Consider the following 26,804-nt stretch of genomic DNA (forward strand, 5'->3'; position numbering starts at 1 on the left):
CGGGCCGGCGCCGTGCGCGCCCCGCTGCCGACCGGCCTCATGAACTCGGCGCGGCATCGCGGGACGCTCGTGCGCCGCCGCGAAACCGCGCGCCGGAAAGCCCGTGCCGCGCTGCCGCAACGGCCGCCGGCACGAACCCGTGTGATACATTTCAACGTCAATCTGCAAAACTACCATATCGCCGCCCGTCCGCCGCATGTCCGACCGTCAGGAATCCGCCGTAGCTGCGCCCGAAGCGGGACCTCCGAAGCACGATCATCCGGTCCTGCGTCGCGTGTTCAGGGTGACGCTGGCAGTCGGGATCGGCACCTACTTCATCGCGGCCGGCACGTTCCTCGGGCTGCGCTACGTCCTGCTGCCCCGCATCGACGAATTCCGCCCGCGCATCGAGCGCGCGGTGTCCGACAAGCTCCACGCGCAGCTTTCGATCGGCAAGCTTTCCCCGAACTGGTCCGGCATGCAGCCGGGCGTCGAACTCACGAACCTGACGATCCGCGGCCGTGACGGCAAGGTCGCGCTGTCGGTCCCGCACGCGACGGCTGCGCTGTCGTGGATGTCGCTGCTGCGGCTGTCGCCGGCGCTGTCGAGCCTGATCGTCGACCAGCCCGACCTCGTCGTTGCACGCGCGGCCGACGGCTCGCTGAGCGTCGCGGGCGTCGGCGTCGCGACCACGCACGGCGGCAACGACACGTTCGGCACGTGGCTGCTGAAGCAGGAAGCGATCGTGCTGCGCGGCGGCACGCTGCGCTGGCGCGACGCGCAGCACGACGCGCCGGAGCTCGTGCTGTCGGGCATCCGGCTTGCGGTGCTCAACGACGGCCGCGTGCACAAGGCCGCGCTGCAGGCGCCCGCGAACGGCACGCTGCTGCTCGGCCCGCTCGATTTCCGCGCACGCTTCAGGCACAAGCCGCTCGCCCCGATCGGCAAGCCGTCGAACTGGACGGGCGACGCATACCTGTCGACGGGCCCGGTCGACCTGCAGACGCTGACGCGCTACCTCGACGTGCCGCTGACGATCCACGCGGGCCGGATCGACAACGCGATCTGGGCGACCTTCGGCGACGGCCACCTGCGCTCGGCGGGCGGCGACCTGCAAGGCGCCGACGTCGCGCTGCGCGTGCGCCCGACGCAACCGCGGCTCGACGTGCCGACGGCCGGCTTCGGCTGGGACATGGTGCTCGACGCCGGTCACGACTACACGCTGCACCTGACGCACTTCAACGCGGAGCTCGGCCAGCCGCCGCTGCCGGACGGCACGCCGCTCGCGCGTTCGCTCGCGCTGTCGACGCTGACGGCGCGCTACCGCGTGCCGACCGCGACGCAGGGGCAGTTGATCAGCGTCGTCGGCGACCGCGTCGATCTCGGCATCCTCAGCGAGTTCATCCGCGGCCTGCCGCTGCCGGCGCGCCTGCGCAACGAGCTGGTCAAGATCGACCCGCGCGGGATGGTGCAGAACTATCACATCGAGGTCGAGCGCGCGAAACCCGCGCGGGCCGACCTCGCCGACGAGGAGCGGCGCATGGGCGCCGCGCCGATCGTCCGCTACCGCTTCCTCGGCGACCTGCAGGGCATCAGCTTCGCGGCCCAGGAGCCGCCGCCCGGGCTCTCGCCGCGCGGCCACCCGCGCGCCGGCTGGCCGGGCATCGAGAACCTGTGGGGCCGCGTCGACGCGAACGAAACGGGCGGCACCGCGCATTTCGACACGGTCAACGCGGCGGTCACCGTGCCCGGCGAGTTCGACGAGCCGCGCCTGACGTTCGACCGGCTGCGCGGCAATGCGAAATGGACGATCACGCCCCAGCCCGGCGACAAGCACGCGCGCGTCGACGTATCGCTGCCCGACCTGCTCGTGTCGAACCCCGATGCCGAAATCGCGGTGTCGGGCTCGTACACGAACCCCGGCCACGGCCGCGGCTCGCTCGACCTGCGCGCCGATTTCGCACGCGCATCGGTGGCGCGCATTCCGCGCTACCTGCCGACCGGGATGTCCGAACACCTGCGCGACTATCTCGGCCACGCACTGCAGGACGGCACGGTGAGCAAGGGCGCGTCGATCGTCGCGCGCGGCCCGCTCGAGAAATTCCCGTTCGAACACGAGCCGGACGCCGGCGTGTTCCACATCGTCGCGCCGTTCACCGGCGGCCGCTTCGAGCCGACGCCCTACCCGCCGCGCAAGCTCGCGAACGGCACGCCGAGCGTCTGGCCGGCGCTCGACGGGATCGACGGCGTGTTCGAGCTCGCGCAGAACAAGCTGCACTTCGACATCCACCGCGCGCACTACAAGCGCGTCGCGCTGACGAAGGTCACGGGGCGCATCGACGATCTCGGCAATCCGTCGCATTCGCCGCTCGTCATCGACGGCCATGCGCAGGGCCCGCTCGCCGACCTGGTCGACTACGCGGACAACAGTTCGCTCGGCACGATGAGCGGCCACATCGGCCAGCGGATCGACGCGCAGGGGCCCGCGTCGCTCGCGCTCAAGATCACGATTCCACAGCACGTCGCGCATCCGCACACGCACGTCGAAGGCGCGCTCGCATTCGGCGGCAACACGCTGACGACCAGCGGCGTGCCGCCGCTGTCGGCGCTGCGCGGCAGCGTCCGCTTCACCGAGGCCGGCGCGTCGCTGCACGACCTGTCGGCGCGCTTCCTCGGCGGCCCCGTGCGCGCGAACGGCAACTTCCAGTCGCACGGCCCGTACACGGTGGACGTCGACGGCCGGCTCGCGCTCGACGCCGCGCGCGGCCTGAACCTGCACGGCCCGGCGGCCGCGCTGCTCGAACACGTGGTCGGCGACGCGCCGTACAAGATCGCCGTGCGCGGCGCGCCGGGCCGCCTGCCCGACATCAGCACGCATTCCGACCTGACCGGCGTGGCACTGAACTTCCCCGCGCCGTTCGCGAAACCGGCCGGCACGCCGATGCCGTTCAGCTTCACGCTGCAGCCGGCGCCGCAGGCGGACGGCAAGCGCCTCGAGCATGCCGACCTGACCCTCGGCCCCGTATCGGCCACCTACCTGCTCGACGCGACGCGCGGCCAGCCGCTGCGCGCGGTGCGCGGCGCGATGGGCATCCACCGGATGCCCGACATGCCGCAGGACGGCGTGAGCGCGGCCGTGGACGTCAACGAACTGGACGCCGACGCGTGGCTCGCACTCGCCCACACGCTGAAGCCCGACACGCCGCGCGCACCGGAGCAGGCTGCGCCGCGCGTCGATTTCGCGAGCTTCGCGCCGAAGCGTTTCGCGTTCCACTTCGGCACGCTGAAGCTGCTCAAGCGCAACTGGGAAAACGTGATCGTCGGCGCGTCGCACGTCGACGAGCTGTGGCAGGCGAACATCGCGTCGAACCAGGTGTCGGGCTACCTGTCGTGGGCGCCCGGCGGCGGCCACAACGGCGCGGGCGTGCTGAACGCGCGGCTCGCGAAGCTCGTGATCCCGGACAGCGCGCAGCACGATCTCGTCGGCCGTGCGATGAACCTGCCGACGCCGACCGACCGCCCGATGCCGTCGATCGACCTGATCGTCGACCAGGTCGTCGAGCGCAACCACGACATCGGCCGCCTCGTCGTCAACGCGCGCAACATCGACGAAGACGGCACGCCCGTATGGCAGCTCGACAAGCTGGAACTGTCGAACCCGGCCGCGAAGCTGACGGCAACCGGCAACTGGCGCACGTCGCGCCGCGCGCTCGCCCGCGGCGCCGACGAGAACGACGCGCCGCGCCGCACCGTGTTCGACTTCAAGCTCGACATCGACAACGCCGGCGCGCTGCTCGATCGCGTCGGCCTGCCGCGCACGCTCGCGGACGGCCACGGGACGGTGACGGGCAAGGTCGGCTGGCGCGGCGGCCCGACGGCGCTCGACTTCCCGTCGCTCGGCGGCCAGGTCGCGGTCGATCTCGAACACGGGAAGATCCTGAAGGTCGATCCGGGTGCGGCGAAACTCCTCGGCGTGCTGAGCCTGCAGAGCCTCGCGCGCTTCCTGACGCTGAATTTCCGCGACGTGGTCGGCAAGGGGCTGCCATTCGACAAGATCACCGGTACCGGCCGGATCTCGAACGGGATCGCGCGCACCGACGATTTCTCGATGATGACGGGGCCCGCGAACGTCACCGTGCGCGGCGCGGTCGATCTCGGCACCGAGACGCAGGATCTGCATGCGCACGTCGCGCCGAAAATCAGCGCGGGCGCAGCCGCGATCGGGGCGGCCGTCATCAATCCGCTGCTCGGCATCGGCGTGCTGGCCGCGAACTACGCGCTGTCGGAGACGCTGTCGCACGCGTTCGCGCTCGACTACGCGATCACCGGCTCGTGGGCGCACCCGCACATCGAGCGGGTGCGGGGCGATCAGGGTAAGATGAATCACGGTCCGGCCGATGCAGCGAACCAGAGTCATTGAGCCGTGCACGGCGCCGGGCCGCACCCCATTTATGAAGCAACCGATCCCGCGATGACCGACCACACCCGTTCCGCCACACCCTTCCGGGTCGCCGCGCTGCAGATGGTGAGCACGCCGGACGTCACACGCAATCTCGCCGAAGCGCGCCGCCTGATCGCGGAAGCCGCCGGCGAAGGCGCACAGCTCGTGCTGCTGCCCGAGTATTTCTGCTTTATGGGCCATCGCGACACCGACAAGCTCGCGCTCGCCGAGCCGTACCAGGACGGCCCGATCCAGCGCTTCCTCGCGGACGCCGCGCGCCGCCACGGCATCTGGGTGATCGGCGGCACGCTGCCGCTGAAGGCGCCCGAGCCCGACCGCGTGCTGAACACGACGCTCGTGTTCGACCCGTCCGGCAACGAGGCCGCGCGCTACGACAAGATCCACCTGTTCAACTTCGAGAAAGGCGACGAATCGTTCGACGAGGCGCGCACGATCCGCGCGGGCGATACGGTCGTCGCGTTCGACGCGCCGTTCGGGCGGGTCGGCCTGTCGGTCTGTTACGATCTTCGCTTTCCGGAGCTGTATCGCCGGATGGGCGACTGCGCGCTGATCGTCGTCCCGTCGGCGTTTACGTATACGACGGGCCGCGCACACTGGGAAACGCTGCTGCGCGCGCGGGCCGTCGAGAACCAGTGCTACGTGCTCGCGGCCGCGCAGGGCGGCAAGCACGAGAACGGCCGGCGCACCTGGGGCCACAGCATGCTGATCGATCCGTGGGGCGAGATCGTCGCGGTCCGCGACGTGGGCGCCAGCGTCGTGCTCGGCGCGATCGATCCGCAACGCATGGCCGACGTGCGCCAGAGCCTGCCCGCGTGGCGGCACCGCGTCCTGACCTGAATCCGCCGCGCCGCTTGAAACGCCGCGCGGCCAACCCATCTGCCCAGCAGCACCCGACAACTTTTTGAGAAACCCCGATATCCGCATGAACATCATCGAACCCGGCATCCGCAACCTCGCGCTGGCGAAGGACATCCTGCTCACGCCGTACGGCCTCGACGAAAGCCTGCTCACGCGCACGATCGCCGACATCTTCACGCACCGCGTCGACTACGCGGACCTGTACTTCCAGGCGACCCGCAGCGAAGCGTGGAGCCTCGAGGAAGGCATCGTGAAATCGGGCAGCTTCAGCATCGACCAGGGCGTCGGCGTGCGCGCGGTCGCGGGCGACCGCACCGCGTTCGCGTACTCGGACGACCTGTCGCCGGAAGCGATCGCGCAAGCCGCCGCGGCCACCAAGGCGATCGCGGCAGCCGGCGGCGGCCGCCAGAAGATCAAGGCCGCGACGTCGCTGAAGGGCATCTCGGGCCGCGACCTGTACCTGCCGTCCGACCCGCTCGCGTCGCTCGACGCGACGGCCAAGGTCAAGCTGCTCGAGCGCATCGAGCAGATGGCGCGCGGGCGCGACCCGCGCATCACGCAGGTGATGGCCGGCCTCGCCGGCGAATACGACGTCGTGCTGGTCGCCCGCAGCGACGGCGCGCTCGCGGCCGACATCCGCCCGCTCGTGCGCGTGTCGGTCACGGTGATCGCCGAGCAGAACGGCCGCCGCGAGATCGGCTCCGGGGGCGGCGGCGGCCGCTTCGACTACGGCTACTTCACCGACGACGTGCTGTCGCGCTACGTCGACGACGCCGTGCACGCGGCGCTCGTCAACCTCGACGCGCGCCCCGCGCCGGCCGGCGCGATGACGGTCGTGCTCGGGCCGGGCTGGCCGGGCGTGCTGCTGCACGAGGCGATCGGCCACGGCCTCGAAGGCGACTTCAACCGCAAGGGCTCGTCCGCGTTCGCGGGCCGGATCGGCGAGCAGGTTGCGGCCAAGGGCGTGACGGTGGTCGACGACGGTACGCTGCCGAACCGCCGCGGCTCGCTGAACATCGACGACGAAGGCAACCCGACGCAGTGCACGACGCTGATCGAGGACGGCATCCTGAAGGGCTACATCCAGGACACGCTGAACGCGCGCCTGATGAAGATGCCGGTCACGGGCAACGCGCGGCGCGAGTCGTACGCGGCGCTGCCGATGCCGCGCATGACGAACACGTACATGCTGAACGGCGACAAGGATCCGCAGGAAATCATCGCATCGGTGAAGAACGGCCTGTACGCGGTGAACTTCGGCGGCGGCCAGGTCGACATCACGAACGGCAAGTTCGTGTTCTCGGCGTCCGAGGCGTACATGATCGAGAACGGCAAGATCACCTACCCGGTGAAGGGCGCAACGCTGATCGGCAGCGGCCCCGAATCGCTGAAATACGTGAGCATGATCGGCAACGACATGTCGCTCGACACGGGCGTCGGCGTGTGCGGCAAGGAAGGCCAGAGCGTGCCGGTCGGCGTCGGCCAGCCGACCCTGCGGATCGACAAGATGACGGTCGGCGGTACGGCATAACCGCATCGCGGCGCAGACAATCCGCGCATTTTGAAGAAAACGCGCGGATTGTCCGCATTTTTGAACGCCCCCGGTTGCCAGCCGCGCGGGGACCGGGTATAAATTCCGAATCAACTTTTTTGACGAACCGAATCTCCGTCATGTCCGCCAAGTTTTACTTTTACTTTTTTTGGTATCTCAGACCGCTGGCGGATCGAGAGGGTTGATGGCGCGTAAAGCGCAACCGAAATTCCCGAAAAAACCGCCGGCGAACCCGGCGGTTTTTTTTCGCCCTTCGCCACCCGGTTGCCGCCGCAGCGGTCCCGCGGCCCCGACCGAAACCACTGAATCGCTTGAATTGATGAATCTGCCGCACGCCACCCACTGATCGAACGGCGCCCGGAACCAAGGAGAAACAGCATGCCCCCGCACAATACCGACGACGTCCGCATTCGCGAACTCAAGGAACTGACGCCGCCCGCCCACCTGATCCGCGAATTCGCGTGCTCCGAAGCCGCGTCCGAGCTGATCTACAACTCGCGCCAGTCGATGCACCGCATCCTGCACGGGATGGACGACCGGCTGATCGTCGTCATCGGGCCGTGCTCGATCCATGACACGAAGGCGGCGATCGAGTATGCGGGCCGGCTCGTGAAGGAGCGCGAGCGCTTCAAGGGCGAACTGGAAATCGTGATGCGCGTGTACTTCGAGAAGCCGCGCACGACGGTCGGCTGGAAGGGCCTCATCAACGATCCGCACCTCGACAACAGCTTCAAGATCAACGAAGGGCTGCGCACCGCGCGCGAGCTGCTGCTGCAGATCAACGAAATGGGGCTGCCGGCCGCGACCGAATACCTCGACATGATCAGCCCGCAATACATCGCCGACCTGATCTCGTGGGGCGCGATCGGCGCGCGGACGACCGAGTCGCAGGTGCACCGCGAGCTCGCGTCGGGGCTGTCGTGCCCGGTCGGCTTCAAGAACGGCACCGACGGCAACGTGAAGATCGCGGTCGACGCGATCAAGGCCGCATCGCAGCCGCACCATTTCCTGTCGGTGACGAAGGGCGGCCACTCGGCGATCGTGTCGACGGCCGGCAACGAGGACTGCCACGTGATCCTGCGCGGCGGCAAGACGCCGAACTACGACGCGGACAGCGTGAATGCCGCCTGCGCGGACATCGGCAAGGCCGGCCTCGCCGCGCGCCTGATGATCGACGCGAGCCACGCGAACAGCTCGAAGAAGCACGAGAACCAGATCCCCGTCTGCGCGGACATCGGCCGCCAGATCGCGGCCGGCGACGAGCGCATCGTCGGCGTGATGATCGAGTCGCACCTCGTCGAGGGCCGCCAGGACCTGAAGGAAGGCTGCGCGCTGACCTACGGCCAGAGCATCACCGACGCGTGCATCGCGTGGGACGACAGCGTGAAGGTGCTCGAAGGCCTCGCGGAATCGGTCAAGGCACGCCGCGTCGCGCGCGGCAGCGGCAACTGATCGTCTGCCTGCGGCGCAACGAAACAGCCCGGCTCGCGCCGGGCTTTTTCATCGACTGCCGATTGCCGGTCGGCACCTCATTCGAGCGCGCCTGAACCGAAGATCTCGGTATGGATGCGCTCCGGCGCGACGCCGAGCGCGACCAGCGCGTCGCGCTGCGCCTTCATGAACGCGATCGGGCCGCAGATGTAGTAATCGGCGTCCGGCACCAGCGCGTACTGCTGCACGCGTTCCGGCGTGAGGCGCCCTTCGAGGTCGTGGTCGATGCCGGCGCGATCGTTCGGGCCGACGAGTTCGTACAGCACCGTGCGCTTGACGTTCGCATGCCCGCCGACGATATCGTTCAGCCAGTCGCGGAACGCGTGCACCGCGCCCGAACGGCATGCATGGACGAACCGCACTGCACGCGGGCTGCCTTCGCCGGCCAACGTCGACGCCATCGACACCATCGGCGTCAGGCCGACCCCGCCGGAGATCAGCACGACCGGCGTCTCGACGCCGCGCTTCAGCGAGAATTCGCCCATCGGCGCGGTCACCTCGACGATCGCGCCCTCTTCCACGCCGTCGTGCATCAGCGTCGACACCTTGCCGGCCGGGATCGCCTCCGGCTGGCCGGCCTCGCGCTTCACCGAGATGCGCAGCCACTTGCCGTGCGGTGCATCGGACAGGCTGTACTGGCGCGGCTGGTCGACGCCGAGATCGCCGACGAAGCGCTTTACCGTGATGTACTGGCCCGGCTCGAAGGTCGGCGCCGCGCCGCCGTCGGCGGGGGTCAGGTAGAACGACGTGATCTCGCCGCTCTCGCGCACCTTGCGTGCGACCTTGAACGGGCGGAAGCCGCTCCACGCGGCGCCTGCGTACAGGTCGGCCTCGGCGCCGATCAGGATGTGCGCGAGCTGGCCGTATGCGACGCGCCATGCCTCGAGCGTGTCGGCGTCGACCGCGTCGCCGAGCACTTCGACGATCGATGCGAGCAGGTTCTCGCCGACGATCGGGTAATGCTCGGGACGGATGTTCAGGCTCGCGTGCTTGTGCGCGATGTGCGACACGGCCCCGCCCAGTGCACCGAGATTGTCGATGTTCGCCGCGTACGCATAGACGGCCTTCGCGAGCGTCTCCGGCTGGCTGCCGGTCTTCTGGTGCGTCTGGTTGAACAGGTTCTTCAGTTCCGGATGGCGCGCGAACATGCGCTGGTAGAAGTGCTTCGTGATCGTCGCGCCATGAACGGCGAGGACAGGGGCAGTGGCCTTCACGCGAGCCATCTGGTCAGCGGTGATGGGGGTCATGTTCGTTCTCCGTTAAACATGCACACACAATACATGTTTAAAAAATCAGCATCACCCGGGCAAATTGTCGCAGTGCGCAAACGTGCTGCGACGGGCTACCGAACGCGGCCGCGCTCCCACAGCACGTCCGCTCCGCCGTCGGCGCGGTTCAGCACGCGCGCCAGCACGAACAGCAGGTCGGACAGCCGGTTCACGTAGCGCCGCGGCGCATCGTTGAGCGTGTCGTGGCGCCCGAGCGCGACGATCGAGCGCTCGGCACGACGGCACACCGTCCGGCACACGTGCGCGAGCGACGCCGCGCGCGAGCCGGCCGGCAGGATGAATTCCTTCAGCGGCGGCAGCGTCGCGTTGTAGTCGGCGAGCCACCGGTCGAGGCGTGCGAGATGCGTGTCGTCGAGTACCGTGTGGCCGGGAATGCACAGCTCGCCGCCGAGATCGAACAGGTCGTGCTGGATCGTGACGAGCGCCGTGCGCACGTCGTCCGGCAGCGTCTCGGCGAGCAGCACGCCGAGGTTCGAATTCAGTTCGTCGACGTCGCCGATCGCCGCGATCCGCTCGTCGTCCTTGCCGATGCGCCGTCCGTCGCCGAGGCCGGTGGTGCCGTCGTCGCCGGTGCGCGTGGCGATCTTGCTCAAGCGGTTGCCCATGCGGATGTCCTCTCGTGCGCGGCCGTGATGCGGCCCGGTTGGCTGGAACGCGATTATCGCAGCCCGCGGCGGCGGGCGCAGCGGACGTTACAGCGTAGAATGGACCGAAAGTTCGACAAGCCGCCAGGAGACATTCGTGAATCACCCTGCCCCGCCGGCCACCACGCGCCGTCCGCTGCCTCCCGCCATGCTCGATGCGCTGCGCGCCGCCTTCGGCGAGCGCGTGTCGACCGCCGACGCGGTCCGCGCGCACCACGGCCGTGACGAATCGCCTTTCGATCCGCAACTGCCCGACGCCGTCGTGTTCGCGCACAGCACCGACGACGTGCGCGAAGTCGTGTCGCTGTGCTCGCTCTACAGCGTACCGCTGATCCCGTACGGCGCGGGCTCGTCGCTCGAAGGCCACCTGCTCGCGGTGCGCGGCGGCGTGTCGCTCGACCTGTCGGAAATGAACCGCGTGCTGTCGATCAACGCCGAAGACCTGACCGTGACGGTCGAGCCGGGCATCACGCGCAAGGCGCTCAACGAAGCGCTGCGCGACACCGGCCTGTTCTTCCCGATCGATCCGGGCGCCGACGCCAGCATCGGCGGGATGAGCGCGACGCGCGCATCGGGCACCAACGCCGTGCGCTACGGCACGATGCGCGAGAACGTGCTCGGCCTGACCGCGGTGCTCGCCGACGGCCGCATCGTGAAAACCGGCTCGCGCGCGCGCAAGTCGTCGGCCGGCTACGACCTCACGCGCCTGTTCGTCGGCTCCGAAGGCACGCTCGGCGTGATCACCGAGATCACGCTGCGCCTGCACCCGCTGCCCGAAGCCGTGTCGGCCGCGACCTGCACGTTCCCGACGATGGGCGACGCGGTCCGCACGGTGATCGAGACGATCCAGATCGGCGTGCCGATCGCGCGCGTCGAATTCGTCGATGCGCTCGCGGTGCGCTCGATCAACCGCCATTCGAACCTGACGCTCACCGAAGCGCCGACGCTGTTCTTCGAATTCCACGGCACCGACGCCGGCGTGAAGGAACAGGCCGAACTCGTGCAGGCACTGGCCGGCCAGAACAACGGCCAGGGCTTCGAATGGGCGACGCGCCCCGAGGACCGTACGCGGCTCTGGGCCGCGCGCCACAACGCGTACTTCGCGATGCTGCAGCTGAAGCCGGGCTGCCGTGCGGTGACGACCGACGTGTGCGTGCCGATCTCGCAGCTCGCCGCGTGCGTCGAGGAAACCGAGGTCGACCTGCGCGCATCGTCGCTGCCCTGCCCGATCGTCGGTCATGTCGGCGACGGCAATTTCCACGTCGCGATCCTGATCGACCCCGACAAGCCCGAGGAGCTCGCCGAAGCCGAGCACATCAACGACCGGATCGTCGCGCGCGCGCTGCGGCTGGGTGGCACCTGCACGGGCGAGCACGGTGTCGGGCTGCACAAGATGCGCTTCCTGCCGAAGGAGCACGGCGACAACGCGATCGACACGATGCGCGCGATCAAGCTCGCGCTCGATCCGCGCAACCTGATGAATCCGGGCAAGATTTTTACGTGCTGATCCGGCGGCGCGAGCTCGCGCCCCACGCAGGAGATCCCATGAACGCTCCCGTCGAACTGTCGAGCGCGGCGCGCGCGCAGCGCCAGCGCGAAGTCGTGCAGGCGCTGATGGCCGTGCTGCCGACGCACTGCCTGCTGTACCGCGACGAAGACACCGCGCCGTACGAATGCGACGGCCTGTCCGCGTACCGCCGCCTGCCGCTCGCGGTCGCGCTGCCGGAAACCGAATCGCAGGTGCAGCGGATCGTGCAGATCTGCCGCCGCATGGAAGTGCCGATCGTGCCGCGCGGCGCCGGCACGAGCCTGTCGGGCGGCGCGCTGCCGATCGCGCTCGGCGTCGTGCTGTCGCTCGCGCGCTTCACGCGCATCGTCGAAGTCGACCCGTACGCGCGTACGGCAACCGTGCAGCCCGGCGTGCGCAATCTCGCGATCTCGGAAGCCGCCGCGCCGTACGGCCTGTATTACGCGCCCGATCCGTCGTCTCAGATCGCGTGCACGATCGGCGGCAACGTCGCGGAAAACTCCGGCGGCGTCCATTGCCTGAAATACGGGCTGACCGTGCACAACGTGATGCGCGTGCGCGCGGTGACGATCGACGGCGAGATCGTCGAATTCGGCTCGCTCGCGCTCGACGTGCCGGGCCTCGACCTGCTCGCGGTGATGATCGGCAGCGAAGGGATGTTCGCGATCGTCACCGAGGTGACGGTACGCCTGATCCCGAAGCCGCAGACCGCGCAGCTCGTGATGGCGAGCTTCGACGACGTCGTCAAGGGCGGCGAGGCCGTCGCGGCGATCATCGCGTCGGGCATCATCCCGGCCGGGCTCGAGATGATGGACAAGCCGGCCACCCAGGCGGTCGAGGCGTTCACGCACGCGGGCTACGACCTCGACGCGAAGGCGATCCTGCTGTGCGAATCGGACGGCACGCCGGAAGAAGTCGCCGAGGAGATCGTGCGGATGACGGCCGTGCTGCGCGAACACGGCGCGACGCGCATCCAGGTGTCGCGCAACGAACAGGAGCGGCTGCGCTACTGGTCGGGCCGCAAGAATGCGTTCCCGGCCGCCGGCCGCATTTCCGCGGATTATTACTGCATGGACGGCACCGTGCCGCGCCGCGCGATCGGCCCGCTGCTCGCGCGCATCGAACAGCTCGAGACGCGCTACGGGCTGCGCTGCATCAACGTGTTCCATGCGGGCGACGGCAACATGCATCCGCTGATCCTGTACAACGCGAACGATCCGGACGAGCTGCACCGCGCCGAGCAGTTCGGCGCGGAAATCCTCGAATGCTGCGTGGAATTCGGCGGCAGCGTGACGGGCGAGCACGGCGTCGGCATCGAGAAGCTCAATTCGATGTGCGTCCAGTTCTCGCCGCAGGAGCGCGACGCGTTCTTCGCGGTCAAGCGTGCCTTCGATCCGGCCGGCCTGCTGAACCCGGACAAGGGCATCCCGACTCGCGCGCGCTGCGCCGAGTACGGTCGCCAGCACGTGCGCGGCGGGCTGCTGCCGCACCCCGACCTGCCGCGCTTCTGAGCGGCGCGCGCGGGCGGCGCTCCGTGCCCGCGGCCGGGCCGTGGCGGTCGGCCGTGCGCGCGCGACCCGTTCGCGCGGCGACGCGGGCATGCGATCTGCAATACGGGGCTTAGGGATAGTCGCGATGTGGAATCGCGCCACCCCGGTACAATCGACCGAACAACAAGCCGAGGCAGCAACCGAACATGGAAGAGGACGACATCGTCGCCGGATGGGCCGAGCGCATACGCGCGGCCAGTGCCGACGGCCGGCCGCTGCGAATTCGCGGCGGCGGCACCAAGGACTGGTACGGCCAGGCGCTCGAGGGCGAAATACTGGACACGCGGGCGTTCCAGGGCGTCGTGTCGTACGACCCGGCGGAACTCGTCGTCACGGTCCGCGCGGGCACGCCGCTCGCGCAGCTTGAAACCGTCCTCGCCGAGTGCGGCCAGATGCTGCCGTTCGAGCCGCCGCACTTCGGCCGCGCGGCCACCGTCGGCGGCTGCATCGCGGCCGGCCTCGCGGGCCCGCGCCGCGCCGCCTGCGGCGCCCCGCGCGATTTCGTGCTCGGCGTGACGCTGATGAACGGCCGCGGCGACATGCTGCGCTTCGGCGGGCAGGTCGTGAAGAACGTCGCCGGTTACGACGTATCGCGGCTGATGGCCGGCGCGCTCGGCACGCTCGGGCTGATGCTCGACCTGTCGATCAAGGTGCTGCCCATGCCCGTCGCCGAGGTCACGCTGAAGTTCGAGATGACCGCGACCGACGCGGTGCGCAAGCTTAACGAATGGGGCGGCCATCCGCTGCCCGTCAGCGCAAGCGCCTGGCGCAACGGCACGCTCGTGCTGCGCCTGTCGGGCGCCGAAGCGGCCGTGAAATCCGCGAAGACGCTGCTCGGCGGCGAAGTCGTCGATGCGGTCGAAGCCGAGCGCTTCTGGGCCGGCCTGCGCGAGCATACCGACCCGTTCTTCAACGGCATCCCGCCCGGCTATGCGCTGTGGCGCCTGTCGCTGCCGTCGATCACCGAACCGATGCACCTGCCCGGCACCCAGCTGATGGAATGGGGCGGCGCGCAGCGCTGGTGGATCACCGATGCCGACGCGCAGACCGTGCGCATGAGCGCGAAGCAGGCCGGCGGCCACGCGACGCTGTTCCGCGCAGGTGACGCGTACGACCGCAGCGCGGGCGTGTTCACGCCGCTTCCCGCCCCGATGATGAAAATCCACCGCGGACTGAAGAGCGCGTTCGATCCCGCGCGCATCTTCAACCGCGGCCGGCTCTACCCCGATCTCTGAGGGATCGATGCAAACGAATCTCGCCGATTTCATCCGCAACACGCCAGACGGCGACGAGGCCGACGCGATCCTGCGCAAGTGCGTGCACTGCGGGTTCTGTACCGCGACCTGCCCGACCTACCAGCTCCTCGGCGACGAACTCGACGGCCCGCGCGGCCGCATCTACCTGATCAAGCAGATGGTCGAAGGCGCGCCCGTCACGCGCAGCACGCAGCAGCACCTCGACCGCTGCCTCACGTGCCGCAGCTGCGAGACGACCTGCCCGTCCGGCGTCCAGTACGGCCGGCTCGTCGAGATCGGCCGCAAGCACGTCGAAGCACAGGTGCAGCGCCCCGTGCAGCAACGCCTCGTGCGCCGCCTGCTCGCGAGCCTCGTGCCGAATGCGGCGCTGTTCTCGCCCGTGATGCGGCTCGGCCAGCACGTGCGGCCGCTGCTGCCGAAGCGGCTGCGCGACAAGGTGCCGCCGCGCACGCGGCTGCTCGAATGGCCGCACCGCACCCACACACGCAAGATGCTGATGCTGGGCGGCTGCGTGCAGCCGTCGATGCTGCCCAACATCAACATCGCGACCGCACGCGTGCTCGACGCGCTCGGCATCGAGACGGTCGTCGCGCCCGACGCCGGCTGTTGCGGCGCGATCCGCCTGCACCTGAACTATCACGACGAAGCGCTCGACGACGCGCGCCGCAACATCGACGCGTGGTGGCCGCACGTCGAACAGGGTGCCGAGGCGATCGTGATGAATGCGTCGGGCTGCGGCGCGACGGTGCTCGAATATGCGCACCTGTTGCGCGACGATCCGGCTTACGCGGAGAAGGCGCAGCGCATCGTGTCGCTGACGCGCGACATCTCCGACGTGCTGCTCGCGTTCGAGGCCGAACTCGCGACGCTCGCGCGGCGCCGCGCGATCCATACGGTCGCGTACCACCCGCCGTGCACGCTGCAGCACGGCCAGCAGTCGCGCGGCAAGGTCGAACGGCTGCTCGAGACGCTCGGCATCGACGTGCGGCTGCCGGCCGACAGCCATCTGTGCTGCGGCTCGGCCGGCACCTATTCGCTGACGCAGCCGTCGCTGTCGTACCGGTTGCGCAAGCAGAAGCTGCTGAAGCTGCAGGCGCTCGAGCCGCAGATGATCGTGTCCGGCAACATCGGCTGCATCGCCCACCTGCAGAGCGGCACGCAGATTCCGGTCGCCCACTGGGTCCAGCTCGTCGAGCATCTGCTGTACGGCTGAGCGCTGCTCCCCCAATGACGGGCTGGCGCGCAGCGTCCGTATAATGAGCGGATCGATGCGGCGCGTGTCGCGGCGCATCGGCTTCATGCCCGCTTCCGTGGCTGCTTCCGTGCCTGCTTTCGTGCCCGTCATGTCCGATCTTGCCGCCCGTCTCGCATCCGTTCATCGCCGCATTGCCGACGCCGCCCGCGCGGCCGGCCGCGATCCCGCCGCCATTGCGCTGCTCGCCGTGTCGAAGACGTTTCCCGCCGACGACGTGCGCGCCGCACATGCGGCCGGGCAACGCGCATTCGGCGAAAACTACGTGCAGGAATCGATCGACAAGATCGACGCGCTCGCCGACCTGCGCTCGAGCCTCGAATGGCATTTCATCGGGCCGTTGCAATCGAACAAGACGCGCCCTGTCGCCGAGCGTTTCGACTGGGTCCATTCGGTCGACCGGCTGAAGATCGCGCAGCGCCTGTCGGAACAGCGCCCCGCGCACCTGCCGCCGCTCAATGTGTGCGTACAGGTGAACATCAGCGGCGAGGCGTCGAAGAGCGGCGTCGCGCCGGCCGACGTCGCCGAGGTCGCACGCGCGGTCGCCGCGCTGCCGTCGCTGCGGCTGCGCGGCCTGATGGCGATTCCCGAACCGGCCGGCGACACCGATGCGCAACGCGTGCCGCATCGCGCGCTGCGCGCGCTGTTCGACACGTTGCGCGCCGACGGCCTGCCGCTCGACACGCTGTCGATGGGCATGTCCGCCGATCTCGACGCGGCCGTGCTCGAAGGTGCGACGATCGTGCGCGTCGGCACCGCGATCTTCGGCGCGCGCGATTACTCGCACTGAGCGCCGCGCCCGCTTCCGCCTTTCCGTTCACTCACTTGCTCATTCGGACATCATGAAAATCGCATTCATCGGCGGCGGCAACATGGCCGCGGCCCTGATCGGCGGCCTGATCAAGCGCGGCGTCGCCGCCGACGGCCTGTATGCCATCGACGTCAACGAAGACGTTCGCGCGCGCGCCGCGCAGCAATTCGGCGTGCGCACCGGCGCGGCCATCGACGCGACGCTCGCCGGTTACGACGCGATCGTGCTCGCGGTGAAGCCGCAGGTGCTGAAGGACGTCGCGCAGGCGCTCGCGCCGCACCTGACGTCGCAGCTCGTGATCAGCATCGCGGCCGGCATCCGCGGCACGGATATCGCGCGCTGGCTCGGCGACTACGTGCGCGTCGTGCGCACGATGCCGAACACGCCCGCGCTGGTCGGCATGGGCGTGACGGGCCTCGCCGCACTGCCGGGCGTCGATGCGGCGGGCCGCGAACTCGCGTCGAACGTGCTCGGCGCGGTCGGCGAGATCGTGTGGTTCGACGACGAATCGCAGCTCGACGCCGTCACGGCCATTTCGGGCAGCGGCCCCGCGTACGTCTTCTATTTCATCGAGGCGCTGCAGGAAGCCGCGCGCCGCCTTGGCATGAACGACGAACAGGGCCGCGCGCTCGCGGTCGCGACGTTCACGGGCGCCGCGCAACTGGCCGCGCAATCGGGCGAGCCGGCGAGCGTGCTGCGCGAACGCGTGACGTCGAAGGGCGGCACGACGGCCGCCGCGCTCGCGGCATTCGATGCGCAGGGCGTGAAGGAAGCGATCGTGCGCGGCGCGCTCGCGGCCGAAGCGCGCGCGAAGGAAATGGGCGACGAGCTCGGCCGCGCGTAAGCGCGACCGCGGCGCCGGTTTTGCCGGCGCCGGACGTAAAAAAGCGACCGGCAGGTCGCTTTTTCGTTGGCGCCGCGCACAAGGACGCGCGGTGTGTCGTTCAGTTGCCGGCCAGCAGGTAATGCGCGGCGATCCCCGCGAACAGCACGCCGCCGAGCCAGTTGTTGTGCCGGAATGCCGCGAAGCACGGCATCCGTTCGCGATCCTTGATCAGCGTGTAGTGATACAGCGCGCAGCCGGCCGCGGCGGCCCAGCCGGCCCAGTACACGAGACCGAAGCCGAGCGTCGCGCCGATCCACACGTAGATACCGAGCGTCACCGCGTAGCACGCCATCACGGCCGCGACGTCGAAGCGGCCGAACGTCAGCGCGGACGTGCGGATGCCGATCTTGATGTCGTCGTCGCGATCGACCATCGCATATTCGGTGTCGTACGCGACCGACCAGAAGATGTTCGCGACCAGCATCACCCACGCGATCGTCGGCACCGTGTCCTGCACGGCCGCGAACGCCATCGGGATGCCGAAGCCGAACGCGATGCCGAGATAGGCCTGCGGAATCGCGAAGAAGCGCTTCATGAACGGATACGAGCCCGCGACGAACAGCGCGACGACGGACAGCTCCTTCGTCAGCGCGTTCAGCGGCAGGATCAGCAGGAACGCGATGAACGACAGCCCGACCGCGATCGCGACGGCCTCCCATGCGTGGATCTTGCCCGACGTCAGCGGCCGGTCGGCCGTGCGCTTCACGTGACGGTCGAAATCTCGGTCGGCGTAGTCGTTCATCGCGCAGCCGGCCGAACGCATCAGCAGCGTGCCGAGCGTGAAGATTACGAGCAGCGGCCAGCGCGGATGGCCGTCCGACGCGATCCACAGCGCGTTGAGCGTCGGCCACAGCAGCAGCAGGCTGCCGATCGGCTTGTCCATCCGGACGAGCCGCAGATACAGGGGAAAGCGGGCAAGCATGGCGAAGCACCGGGAAGATAACCCCGGCATTTTAGAGCCGAGCGGCGCTTCGCGTCATGTCGGAACGACCCGCAGCCGGCTGCCGACGGGTGCGCATACGCGGCCTGGGCCCGCCATACGCGGCTGTGCCGCAACGCGCATCAATCAAGGGACAGATTCGCCACGTCGGCGGATTGGGCCGACGGGCACCCTGCCCCGGCCGTGCCGCGCTTGGCGCGAGTAGCGACCGTAGCATCCAGGCGGTCTTTTCATGCGCCTGCAGCGCGCTGCGTCAGCAGGTCGGCGGTCGGTTCGTCGCTCGCCGCAGGCCTTCCGCGATCGTCTTGCAGTGCGTGTCGCTGATGCCGACGTCGATCGGCGCGGGACGAATCTTTCCGGCCATGGTACGGACTCCTTATTCAATGAACCAAGGCCATGAAAACGAATCCGACTACCTGGCTGTCGATCGCGCGCCGCGTTCAGGCGGCCGCGATCGCGCGCAGCGCTTGCGACACCAGTTCGGCCACACCGCCGATGACGATCGCGAATCCGACTACGTACCGCGCGATCTCGGCCGGCGCCCGCACCTTCGGCGCCGCCAATGCGGCGCGCATGTTCAATATCATTTGCGTCATGATCGTCACTCCTTCAACGAAACCCGTGGTCCAGTAGAAACGGCCGGTCGGACGACCGGCCGTTTCCCGTTACTGCCTCGCCGCGCTACCGCACGGCGACGTTCATGCGAGGTCGAAGCGGTCGAGGTTCATCACCTTGTTCCAGGCCGCGACGAAGTCGCGTGCGAACTTCTCCTTCGCGTCCGCGCTGCCGTACACCTCGGCCACCGCACGCAGCTGCGCATGCGAGCCGAAGATCAGGTCGACACGCGTGCCCGTCCACTTGACCTTGCCCGTCGCGCGATCGCGCCCTTCGAACACGTCGTTCGCGGCCGACACCGGCTTCCATTCGGTACCCATGTCGAGCAGGTTCACGAAGAAGTCGTTCGTCAGCGCTTCCGGACGCTCGGTGAACACGCCGTGCTTCGCATCGCCCGCATTCGCGCCGAGCACACGCAGGCCACCGACCAGCACCGTCATCTCCGGCGCGCTCAGCGTCAGCAGTTGCGCCTTGTCGACCAGCAGCGCCTCGGCCGGCGTCTTGTATGCGTGCTTCAGGAAGTTGCGGAAACCGTCGGCGAGCGGCTCGAGCACGGCCATTGCCTCGACGTCGGTCTCTTCCTGCGTCGCATCCGCGCGGCCCGGTGCGAACGGCACCGTCACCGTGACGCCCGCGTTCTTCGCCGCCTGCTCGACGCCGGCCGCACCGGCCAGCACGATCAGGTCGGCGAGCGACACCTTCTTGCCGCCCGTCTGCGCGTCGTTGAACGCCTTCTGCACGCCTTCGAGCGTCTCGAGCACCTTCGCGAGCTCGGCCGGACGGTTCACTTCCCAGTCCTTCTGCGGCGCCAGGCGGATGCGTGCACCGTTCGCGCCGCCGCGCTTGTCCGACCCGCGGAACGTCGCTGCCGACGCCCAGGCGGTCGACACGAGCTGCGACACCGTCAGGCCCGTCGCCAGCACCTTCGCCTTCAGCGCGGCGACGTCGGCGTCGTCGATCAGCGGGTGATCGACGGCCGGGATCGGGTCCTGCCACAGCAGGTGTTCGGCCGGCACTTCCGGGCCGAGATAGCGCGCGCGCGGCCCCATGTCGCGGTGCGTGAGCTTGAACCAGGCACGCGCAAACGCGTCGGCGAACTCGGCCGGGTTCTCGTAGAAGCGGCGCGAGATCTTTTCGTAGGCCGGGTCGAAACGCAGCGACAGGTCGGTCGTCAGCATCGTCGGGCGATGCTTCTTCGACGGGTCGAACGCATCCGGAATCACTTCACCGGCATCCTTCGCGACCCACTGGTGCGCGCCGGCCGGGCTCTTCGTCAGCTCCCACTCGTAGCTGAACAGGTGCTTGAAGAAATCGTTGCTCCACCGGGTCGGCGTCGACGTCCACGTGACCTCGAGGCCGCTCGTGATCGCGTCCTTGCCCTTGCCCGTGCCGAACGTGCTCTTCCAGCCGAGCCCCTGCTCTTCGAGGCCCGCGGCCTCCGGCTCGGGGCCGACGTTCGACGCCGGACCGGCGCCGTGGGTCTTGCCGAACGTGTGGCCGCCCGCGATCAGCGCGACCGTTTCCTCGTCGTTCATCGCCATCCGCGCGAACGTCTCGCGGATGTCGTGCGCGGCGGCGACCGGGTCGGGATTGCCGTCCGGGCCTTCCGGGTTCACGTAGATGAGGCCCATCTGCACCGCGGCGAGCGGGCTCTCGAGTTCGCGCTTGCCCGTGTAGCGGCTGTTCGGGCCGCCGCTCAGTTCCAGCCAGATCTTTTCCGAGCCCCAGTAGACGTCGTCCGGTTCCCACGTGTCGACGCGGCCGCCCGCGTAACCGAACGTCTTGAAGCCCATCGATTCGAGCGCGACGTTGCCGGTCAGGATCAGCAGGTCGGCCCACGAGATGTTGCGGCCGTACTTCTGCTTGATCGGCCACAGCAGCCGGCGCGCCTTGTCGAGGCTCACGTTGTCCGGCCAGCTGTTGAGCGGCGCGAAGCGCTGCTGCCCGCCGCCTGCGCCGCCGCGGCCGTCGGCCGTGCGGTACGTGCCGGCGCTATGCCATGCCATCCGGATGAACAGGCCGCCGTAGTGGCCGAAGTCGGCCGGCCACCAGTCCTGCGACGCCGTCATCAGCGCGTGCAGGTCTTTCTTGACCGCCGCGAGATCCAGCTTCTTGAACGCCTCGGCGTAGTCGAAATCCTTGTCCATCGGATCGGACAGCGCCGAATGCCGATGCAGGACGTTGAGGTTCAGCTGATTCGGCCACCAGTCCTTGTTCGTCGTGCCGCTGCCTGCGGTGTGGTTGAACGGGCACTTCGTTTCGTTCGACATGCGTTTTCTCCTTTACTTGCTCGTAGGCCCCCACGTGCCGGGCGCGGTTCGTGGAGCATTGCGGGGGATAAGAAACTGAACAGGCAGGTCCTCCTGTCGTACTACGGGATGTCGTGCGCGGCATTCGGCACGCGTTCCCGCCGCGACGCGCCGCAGGCGAGGCGCCCGGGGAAGCGGCTGCCGGCAGTCGTCGTGCCGGCGATGCGCGTGGTGTTCCAGCTTTCGGGCATGCAATGCTCCCTCATGACTCGACGGCGGGTAAATCGGGGGAACACAGGACCGGCGTGCGGCGGCACTCATCCGCCATACACACGGTCCGCCAGGTACGCGAACGCAATCGGACGCAGGCTGCGGACCGCCGCCCTGGCGCGATATACGACCGCGTCGCGCGACGGCATGTTCCGCTGCGCGTGCTGCAATACCGACCGCATCATGACATCCTCCTTTGACGCTTGCATCGAGCGTGCGGACCGTACGCCGGCATGACGCCGATCCATGTAGAAGATTCTATCTACATCTATCGATTAATTGAATTTAATAAATTTCATCTATGCGATAGGGAAAAATAAACGGGGTCGCAAGACCCCGTTCATCATGCCGCCACAGGTATGTGCGCGATGCGCGCTCAGTTCATCGTGGCCGGCATGTCGAGCTTCGCCACGCCCGGCAGCTCGCATGCGGCAATCGCGTCGCTGATCGCGTCGATCGCCGGCATCCGCGTGAAGCTCTTGCGCCACACGAGCACCACGCGGCGGTCGGGCACCGGTTCGTTGAACGGCACGTACGACAGCAGCTCGGCGTCGGGGCCGTTCGCGCGCGGGCCGACCTCGGCCACCGACATCCGCGGCAGCACGGTGATGCCGACGCCGCTCGCGACCATGTGGCGAATGGTCTCGAGCGACGAGCCCTCGAAGGTCTTCTGGATGCCGTCGGCCGTTTGCGAGAAGCGCATCAGCTCCGGGCACACGCCGAGCACGTGATCGCGGAAGCAATGGCCGTTGCCGAGCAGCAGCATGGTTTCCTGCTTCAGGTCCTCGGCGTCGATTTCCTCGCGTTTCTCCCACGGATGGCCGGCCGGCAATGCGACGACGAACGGCTCGTCGTACAGCGGGCGCACCATCAGGCCGGTTTCCGGGAACGGAAGCGCCATGATCGCGGCGTCGATCTCGCCCTGCTTCAGCAGTTCGAGCAGCTTCAGCGTGTAGTTCTCCTGCAGCATCAGCGGCATCTGCGGAACACGCTGGATCATTTGCTTGACGAGCGTCGGCAGCAGGTACGGCCCGATCGTGTAGATCACGCCGAGACGGAACGGACCGACCAGCGGGTCCTTGCCCTGCTTCGCGATCTCCTTGATCGCGAAGGTCTGCTCGAGCACGCGCTGCGCCTGCGTGACGATCTGGTCACCGATCGGCGTCACGCTCACTTCACTCGCGCCGCGCTCGAAAATCTGCACGTTGAGCTCGTCTTCAAGCTTCTTGATCGCCACCGACAGCGTCGGCTGGCTCACGAAGCAGGCTTCGGCCGCGCGGCCGAAATGCCGTTCGCGCGCGACCGCGACGATGTATTTCAATTCAGTCAGCGTCATTGTGGGTCAATCAGAGATATACAGGCGATAGGTTTAATTTATACACCCTCTGGCACCGGTTCGCCAAGTTTCTCGGCATCGCGATGCATCGATCGACGTTCTTTCGATCCGGCCCCGGGCCGGCAAATCAGGCTTTCAGGTACTGCTCCCGCGCGCCGAGCCAGCGTGCGAGATGCTGCGTGACGACCTCGGGATACGCGGCAATCAGCCGCGTCGCGGCTTCGCGGGCCGGGTCGATCAGCCAGCCATCGGTCTCGAGGTTCGCGAAACGCAGCATCGCCGCGCCCGACTGGCGCGCGCCGAGGAATTCGCCGGGGCCGCGGATTTCGAGGTCGCGCCGCGCGATCTCGAAGCCGTCGGTCGTCTCGCGCATCGTCTTCAGCCGCTCGCGGCCCGTCAGCGACAGCGGCCCCGTGTACAGCAGCACGCACACCGACGCCGCGGTGCCGCGCCCGACGCGGCCGCGCAGCTGGTGCAGTTGCGCGAGGCCGAAACGCTCCGCGTGCTCGATCACCATCAGCGACGCGTTCGGCACGTCGACGCCGACCTCGATCACGGTCGTCGCGACGAGCAGCTGGACTTCGTTGCGCGTGAACGCTTCCATCACGGCGGCCTTGTCGGCCGGCGACAACCGGCCGTGCACGAGCCCGACCTTCAGCTCGGGCAGCGCCGCCGCCAGCGTCTCGTAGGTCTCGACGGCCGTCTGCAGCTGCAGCGTCTCGCTTTCCTCGATCAGCGGGCACACCCAGTACACCTGCCGCCCGGTCAACGCGGCCTCGCGCACGCGGGCGATCACCTCCTCGCGCCGCGCGTCGCCGACGAGGCGCGTCAGCACGGGCGTGCGGCCCGGCGGCAACTCGTCGATCGTCGAGACCTCGAGATCCGCGTAGTACGTCATCGCGAGCGTGCGCGGGATCGGCGTGGCCGACATCATTAGCTGGTGCGGCTGGAAGTCGCGCGCGCCGTTGGCCGCGTTCGCGGCCTTCGCGCGCAGCGCGAGGCGCTGCTCGACGCCGAAACGGTGCTGTTCGTCGACGATCACCAGGCCGAGCCGCGCGAATTCGACCGTGTCCTGGATGATCGCGTGCGTGCCGATCACGAGCTGCGCGGTGCCGAGCGCGGCCGCCTCGATCGCCGCACGCTTCTCCTTCGCCTTCAGGCTGCCCGCGAGCCAAGCGACCGTGACGCCGAGCGGCTCGAGCCACGCGCGCAGCTTGCGCGCGTGCTGCTCCGCGAGAATTTCGGTCGGCGCCATCAGCGCGGCCTGGTAGCCTGCGTCGATCGCCTGCGTGGCGGCCAGCGCCGCGACGACCGTCTTGCCGCTGCCGACGTCGCCCTGCAGCAGGCGCTGCATCGGGTGCGCGAGCGTGAGGTCGTGCGCGATCTCGTCGACGACGCGCGCCTGCGCGCCCGTCAGCGTGAACGGCAGCGCCGCGTAGAGCCGCGTCGTCAGCGCATCGGCATCGGTCGCGGTGCGGCGCGGCATCGCGGGCGCCGCGCGCGTGCGGCGCTCCTCGTGCGCACGCTTGAGCGACAGCTGCTGCGCGAGCAGCTCCTCGAACTTGATGCGCGTCCACGCCGGATGCGAGCCGTCCATCAGCGCGGCTTCGTCGGAGTCGACACGCGGGTGGTGCAGGATGCGCACGGCCTGCTCGAGCGTCGGCACGTCGAGCGGCTTCAGGTAGTCGCGCTGGATCTCGGGCGGCAGCAGCTCCGGCAGCGGCGTGCGCTCGACCGCATTCTCGATCGCCTTGCGCAGGTAGGCCTGCGACACGCCGGCCGTGCTCGGGTAGACGGGCGTGAGCACCTGCGGCAGCGGCGCATCGGCTTCGACGACGCGCACGGCCGGGTGCACCATCTCCATCCCGAAGAAGCCGCCGCGCACGTCGCCGCGCACGCGCAGCCGCTGGCCGACGGCCATCTGCTTCACCTGCGACCCGTAGAAATTCAGGAAGCGCAGCACCAGGTGCTCGCCGTCGTCGTCCTGGATCTTCACGACGAGCTGGCGGCGCGGACGGAATGTGACCTCGTTGTCGAACACGACGCCTTCGGTCTGCGCGATGCCGCCCGGCAGCAGCTCGCCGATCGGCGTGAGCGTGGTTTCGTCCTCGTAGCGCATCGGCAGGTGCAGCACGAGATCGATCGAGCGCGTGAGGCCGAGCTTCGCGAGCTTGTCGACGGTCTTCACCGGTTTGTCGGCCGCCTTCTTCTTGCGCTTCGCGCCGGCCGCGCCCGCTTCGTCGCTGGCGGCGCCTTCGGCATCGGGCGCGGCGGCGGCCGGCTGCGCGAGCCGCCCGTCGGCGCCGCGCTTCGGGCCGGCGCGGCGCGGCGCCGCACGCTCTCCCGCACTTTGGGCGGGCGGCGCGACGTCCTCCGCGTCGAACGGATCGGCGGAATCGGCAACGGCAGCGGAGGAACGGCGTGGTGACACAGGCATCGGATCGTCTGGGTGCTTCGCAAGGCAAGTACAATAGCGGCTTTCACGTCGTCCGAACGAACGACGCCGGCCAGGCCGCGCATCCCGTCATCATAGCGGCTCGCGCGCCCCAATTACGCGTTTCCGCCCTGCCGGCGACGCCCGCCGGCCGCTTCGAACCAGCCCGCATGTTCACGCTTTCCGATTTCGATTTCAATCTGCCGCCCGAGCTGATCGCACAAACCGCGCTGCCCGATCGCACCGCGAGCCGCCTGCTCGAGGTCGACCGCAGCGTCGAGCCCGCACGCTTCGTCGACCGCCATTTCGCCGAGCTGCCGTCGTGCATCGCGCCCGGCGACCTGCTCGTCTTCAACGATACCAAGGTGCTGAAGGCGCGGTTCTTCGGCCAGAAGGCCAGCGGCGGCAAGATCGAGGTGCTGATCGAGCGCGTGACGGGCACGCACACGGCGCTCGCGCAGATCCGCGCGAGCAAGTCGCCGGGCGCCGGCACGACGCTGCGTCTCGCCGACGCCTTCGACGTGACGGTCGGCGAGCGCGTCGAGCCGTTCTTCACGCTGCACTTCCCCGCGCCGTGCCTCGACCTGATCGAGCAGTTCGGCCGCCTGCCGCTGCCGCCGTATATCGAGCACGATCCCGACGCGACCGACGAGACGCGCTACCAGACCGTCTACGCGAGCAATCCGGGCGCGGTCGCAGCTCCTACGGCCGGCCTGCACTTCGACCAGCCGCTGCTCGACAAGCTGGACGCGATGGGCGTCGAGCGCGCGACGCTGACGCTGCACGTCGGCGCCGGCACGTTCCAGCCGGTGCGCGTCGACAACATCGCCGAGCACAAGATGCACAGCGAGTGGTACGACCTGCCGCAGTCGCTGGTCGACCGGATCGCCGCGACCCGCGCCCGCGGCGGCAACGTGATCGCGGTCGGCACGACGTCGATGCGCGCGCTCGAAGCCGCCGCGCGCTCGGCCGACGAAGCGGGCCGCCCGCTCGCGGCGACGCAGGCCGAGACCGACATCTTCATTACGCCCGGCTACCGGTTCCGCGTGGTCGACCGGCTCGTCACGAACTTCCACCTGCCGAAGTCGACGCTGCTGATGCTGGTGTCCGCGTTCGCGGGCGTCGAGACGATTCGTGCCGCGTACCGCCACGCGATCACCGAACGCTACCGCTTCTTCAGCTACGGCGACGCGATGCTGCTCACGCGGCGCGACACGCCGGAGGCGCCGCGCGCGTAAATGCGGCAGGCGCCACTGGCGCGACACGGACGACGGCTACCGTACCGAACGGCCAGGTTCCGCTTTCACGTTGTGCGTGCGATGCTCGCCCGCACCCGCTTTCCCCGCCGCCGGATTCCCGGCGGCGTTTCCAACATGCGCCGGACTTGCGATCCAGAGTTAGC

Annotated in this window: 20 protein-coding genes; 12 read left to right on the forward strand and 8 right to left on the reverse strand. The window is 68.8% G+C overall.

Annotated features, from left to right (window positions below; all coding sequences use genetic code 11):
* The first annotated feature begins 196 nt into the window (after window positions 1–196).
* The 3 genes from DIE03_RS08810 to tldD all read left to right on the forward strand — a co-directional run bounded on the left by DIE03_RS08810 (window position 197) and on the right by tldD (window position 6,830).
* Entirely contained in the window at window positions 197–4,399 is a 4,203-nt protein-coding gene (locus tag DIE03_RS08810) for a YhdP family protein (protein WP_124449393.1), read from the forward strand.
* Window positions 4,400–4,450: 51 nt separating this feature from the next.
* On the forward strand, window positions 4,451–5,278 hold the full coding sequence (locus DIE03_RS08815; protein ID WP_124449395.1) for a carbon-nitrogen hydrolase family protein: 828 nt from the start codon (window positions 4,451–4,453) through the stop codon (window positions 5,276–5,278).
* Window positions 5,279–5,363: 85 nt separating this feature from the next.
* The gene (gene tldD, locus DIE03_RS08820) at window positions 5,364–6,830 is read left to right on the forward strand and encodes a metalloprotease TldD (RefSeq protein WP_059528967.1); all 1,467 of its coding nucleotides are present in this window, start codon (window positions 5,364–5,366) and stop codon (window positions 6,828–6,830) included.
* Between the two features lie 110 nt (window positions 6,831–6,940).
* Here tldD and DIE03_RS38190 read toward each other — a convergent pair whose 3' ends face one another.
* On the reverse strand, window positions 6,941–7,231 hold the full coding sequence (locus DIE03_RS38190; RefSeq protein WP_185658128.1) for a hypothetical protein: 291 nt from the start codon (window positions 7,229–7,231) through the stop codon (window positions 6,941–6,943).
* Here DIE03_RS38190 and aroG point away from each other — a divergent pair.
* Window positions 7,230–8,303 (forward strand): 3-deoxy-7-phosphoheptulonate synthase AroG, encoded by a 1,074-nt coding sequence (gene aroG, locus DIE03_RS08825; protein WP_124449397.1) that lies wholly within the window; start codon window positions 7,230–7,232, stop codon window positions 8,301–8,303. The genes DIE03_RS38190 and aroG overlap by 2 nt on opposite strands.
* Window positions 8,304–8,380: 77 nt before the next feature.
* On the opposite strand, the gene hmpA is transcribed toward aroG, so the two are convergent.
* Together hmpA and DIE03_RS08835 are read right to left on the reverse strand one after the other, a co-directional pair.
* A complete protein-coding gene (gene hmpA, locus DIE03_RS08830; RefSeq protein ID WP_124449399.1) occupies window positions 8,381–9,589 on the reverse strand; it encodes an NO-inducible flavohemoprotein in 1,209 nt (402 codons plus the stop codon).
* A gap of 95 nt (window positions 9,590–9,684) precedes the next feature.
* A complete protein-coding gene (locus DIE03_RS08835; RefSeq protein ID WP_124449401.1) occupies window positions 9,685–10,236 on the reverse strand; it encodes a cob(I)yrinic acid a,c-diamide adenosyltransferase in 552 nt (183 codons plus the stop codon).
* 136 nt (window positions 10,237–10,372) lie between these two features.
* On the opposite strand from DIE03_RS08835, the gene DIE03_RS08840 reads away from it, so the two are divergent.
* From DIE03_RS08840 to proC, 6 genes are all read left to right on the forward strand, one after another.
* The gene (locus DIE03_RS08840; protein ID WP_124449403.1) at window positions 10,373–11,782 is read left to right on the forward strand and encodes an FAD-binding oxidoreductase; all 1,410 of its coding nucleotides are present in this window, start codon (window positions 10,373–10,375) and stop codon (window positions 11,780–11,782) included.
* Between the two features lie 38 nt (window positions 11,783–11,820).
* On the forward strand, window positions 11,821–13,314 hold the full coding sequence (locus DIE03_RS08845; RefSeq protein WP_124449406.1) for an FAD-linked oxidase C-terminal domain-containing protein: 1,494 nt from the start codon (window positions 11,821–11,823) through the stop codon (window positions 13,312–13,314).
* Window positions 13,315–13,499: 185 nt separating this feature from the next.
* The gene (gene glcE / locus DIE03_RS08850; RefSeq protein WP_124449408.1) at window positions 13,500–14,588 is read left to right on the forward strand and encodes a glycolate oxidase subunit GlcE; all 1,089 of its coding nucleotides are present in this window, start codon (window positions 13,500–13,502) and stop codon (window positions 14,586–14,588) included.
* A 7-nt stretch (window positions 14,589–14,595) separates the two neighbouring features.
* Window positions 14,596–15,822 (forward strand): glycolate oxidase subunit GlcF, encoded by a 1,227-nt coding sequence (gene glcF / locus DIE03_RS08855; protein WP_124449410.1) that lies wholly within the window; start codon window positions 14,596–14,598, stop codon window positions 15,820–15,822.
* A gap of 130 nt (window positions 15,823–15,952) precedes the next feature.
* Window positions 15,953–16,651 (forward strand): YggS family pyridoxal phosphate-dependent enzyme, encoded by a 699-nt coding sequence (locus tag DIE03_RS08860; protein ID WP_124449412.1) that lies wholly within the window; start codon window positions 15,953–15,955, stop codon window positions 16,649–16,651.
* A gap of 52 nt (window positions 16,652–16,703) precedes the next feature.
* Window positions 16,704–17,516, forward strand: coding sequence for a pyrroline-5-carboxylate reductase (gene proC / locus DIE03_RS08865; RefSeq protein WP_124449414.1), 813 nt, complete (start codon window positions 16,704–16,706; stop codon window positions 17,514–17,516).
* 100 nt (window positions 17,517–17,616) lie between these two features.
* Here proC and ubiA read toward each other — a convergent pair whose 3' ends face one another.
* Window positions 17,617–18,480 carry a 4-hydroxybenzoate octaprenyltransferase gene (ubiA, locus tag DIE03_RS08870; protein ID WP_124449416.1) on the reverse strand — a complete coding sequence of 288 codons (864 nt, stop codon included), beginning with the start codon at window positions 18,478–18,480 and terminating at the stop codon, window positions 17,617–17,619.
* Window positions 18,481–18,894: 414 nt separating this feature from the next.
* Here ubiA and DIE03_RS38195 point away from each other — a divergent pair, with 414 nt between their 5' ends.
* Window positions 18,895–19,131, forward strand: a complete 237-nt coding sequence (locus DIE03_RS38195) for a hypothetical protein (protein WP_185658129.1) — start codon at window positions 18,895–18,897, stop codon at window positions 19,129–19,131.
* Window positions 19,132–19,196: 65 nt separating this feature from the next.
* On the opposite strand, the gene katG is transcribed toward DIE03_RS38195, so the two are convergent.
* From katG to recG, 4 genes are all read right to left on the reverse strand, one after another.
* Window positions 19,197–21,383: a catalase/peroxidase HPI gene (gene katG / locus DIE03_RS08875; RefSeq protein WP_124449418.1), complete on the reverse strand. Its 2,187-nt coding sequence runs from the start codon at window positions 21,381–21,383 to the stop codon at window positions 19,197–19,199.
* Between the two features lie 101 nt (window positions 21,384–21,484).
* Complete coding sequence (locus tag DIE03_RS38685; RefSeq protein ID WP_260434832.1) at window positions 21,485–21,613, reverse strand: hypothetical protein; 129 nt, start codon at window positions 21,611–21,613, stop codon at window positions 21,485–21,487.
* Window positions 21,614–22,008: 395 nt separating this feature from the next.
* Window positions 22,009–22,968 carry a hydrogen peroxide-inducible genes activator gene (locus DIE03_RS08885; protein ID WP_011351000.1) on the reverse strand — a complete coding sequence of 320 codons (960 nt, stop codon included), beginning with the start codon at window positions 22,966–22,968 and terminating at the stop codon, window positions 22,009–22,011.
* A gap of 127 nt (window positions 22,969–23,095) precedes the next feature.
* The gene (gene recG, locus DIE03_RS08890; RefSeq protein ID WP_124449422.1) at window positions 23,096–25,405 is read right to left on the reverse strand and encodes an ATP-dependent DNA helicase RecG; all 2,310 of its coding nucleotides are present in this window, start codon (window positions 25,403–25,405) and stop codon (window positions 23,096–23,098) included.
* Between the two features lie 167 nt (window positions 25,406–25,572).
* On the opposite strand from recG, the gene queA reads away from it, so the two are divergent.
* Window positions 25,573–26,640, forward strand: a complete 1,068-nt coding sequence (gene queA, locus DIE03_RS08895; RefSeq protein ID WP_124449424.1) for a tRNA preQ1(34) S-adenosylmethionine ribosyltransferase-isomerase QueA — start codon at window positions 25,573–25,575, stop codon at window positions 26,638–26,640.
* Window positions 26,641–26,804: the final 164 nt, after the last annotated feature.

The organism is Burkholderia sp. Bp8992 (assembly GCF_003853705.1).
Lineage (GTDB): Bacteria > Pseudomonadota > Gammaproteobacteria > Burkholderiales > Burkholderiaceae > Burkholderia.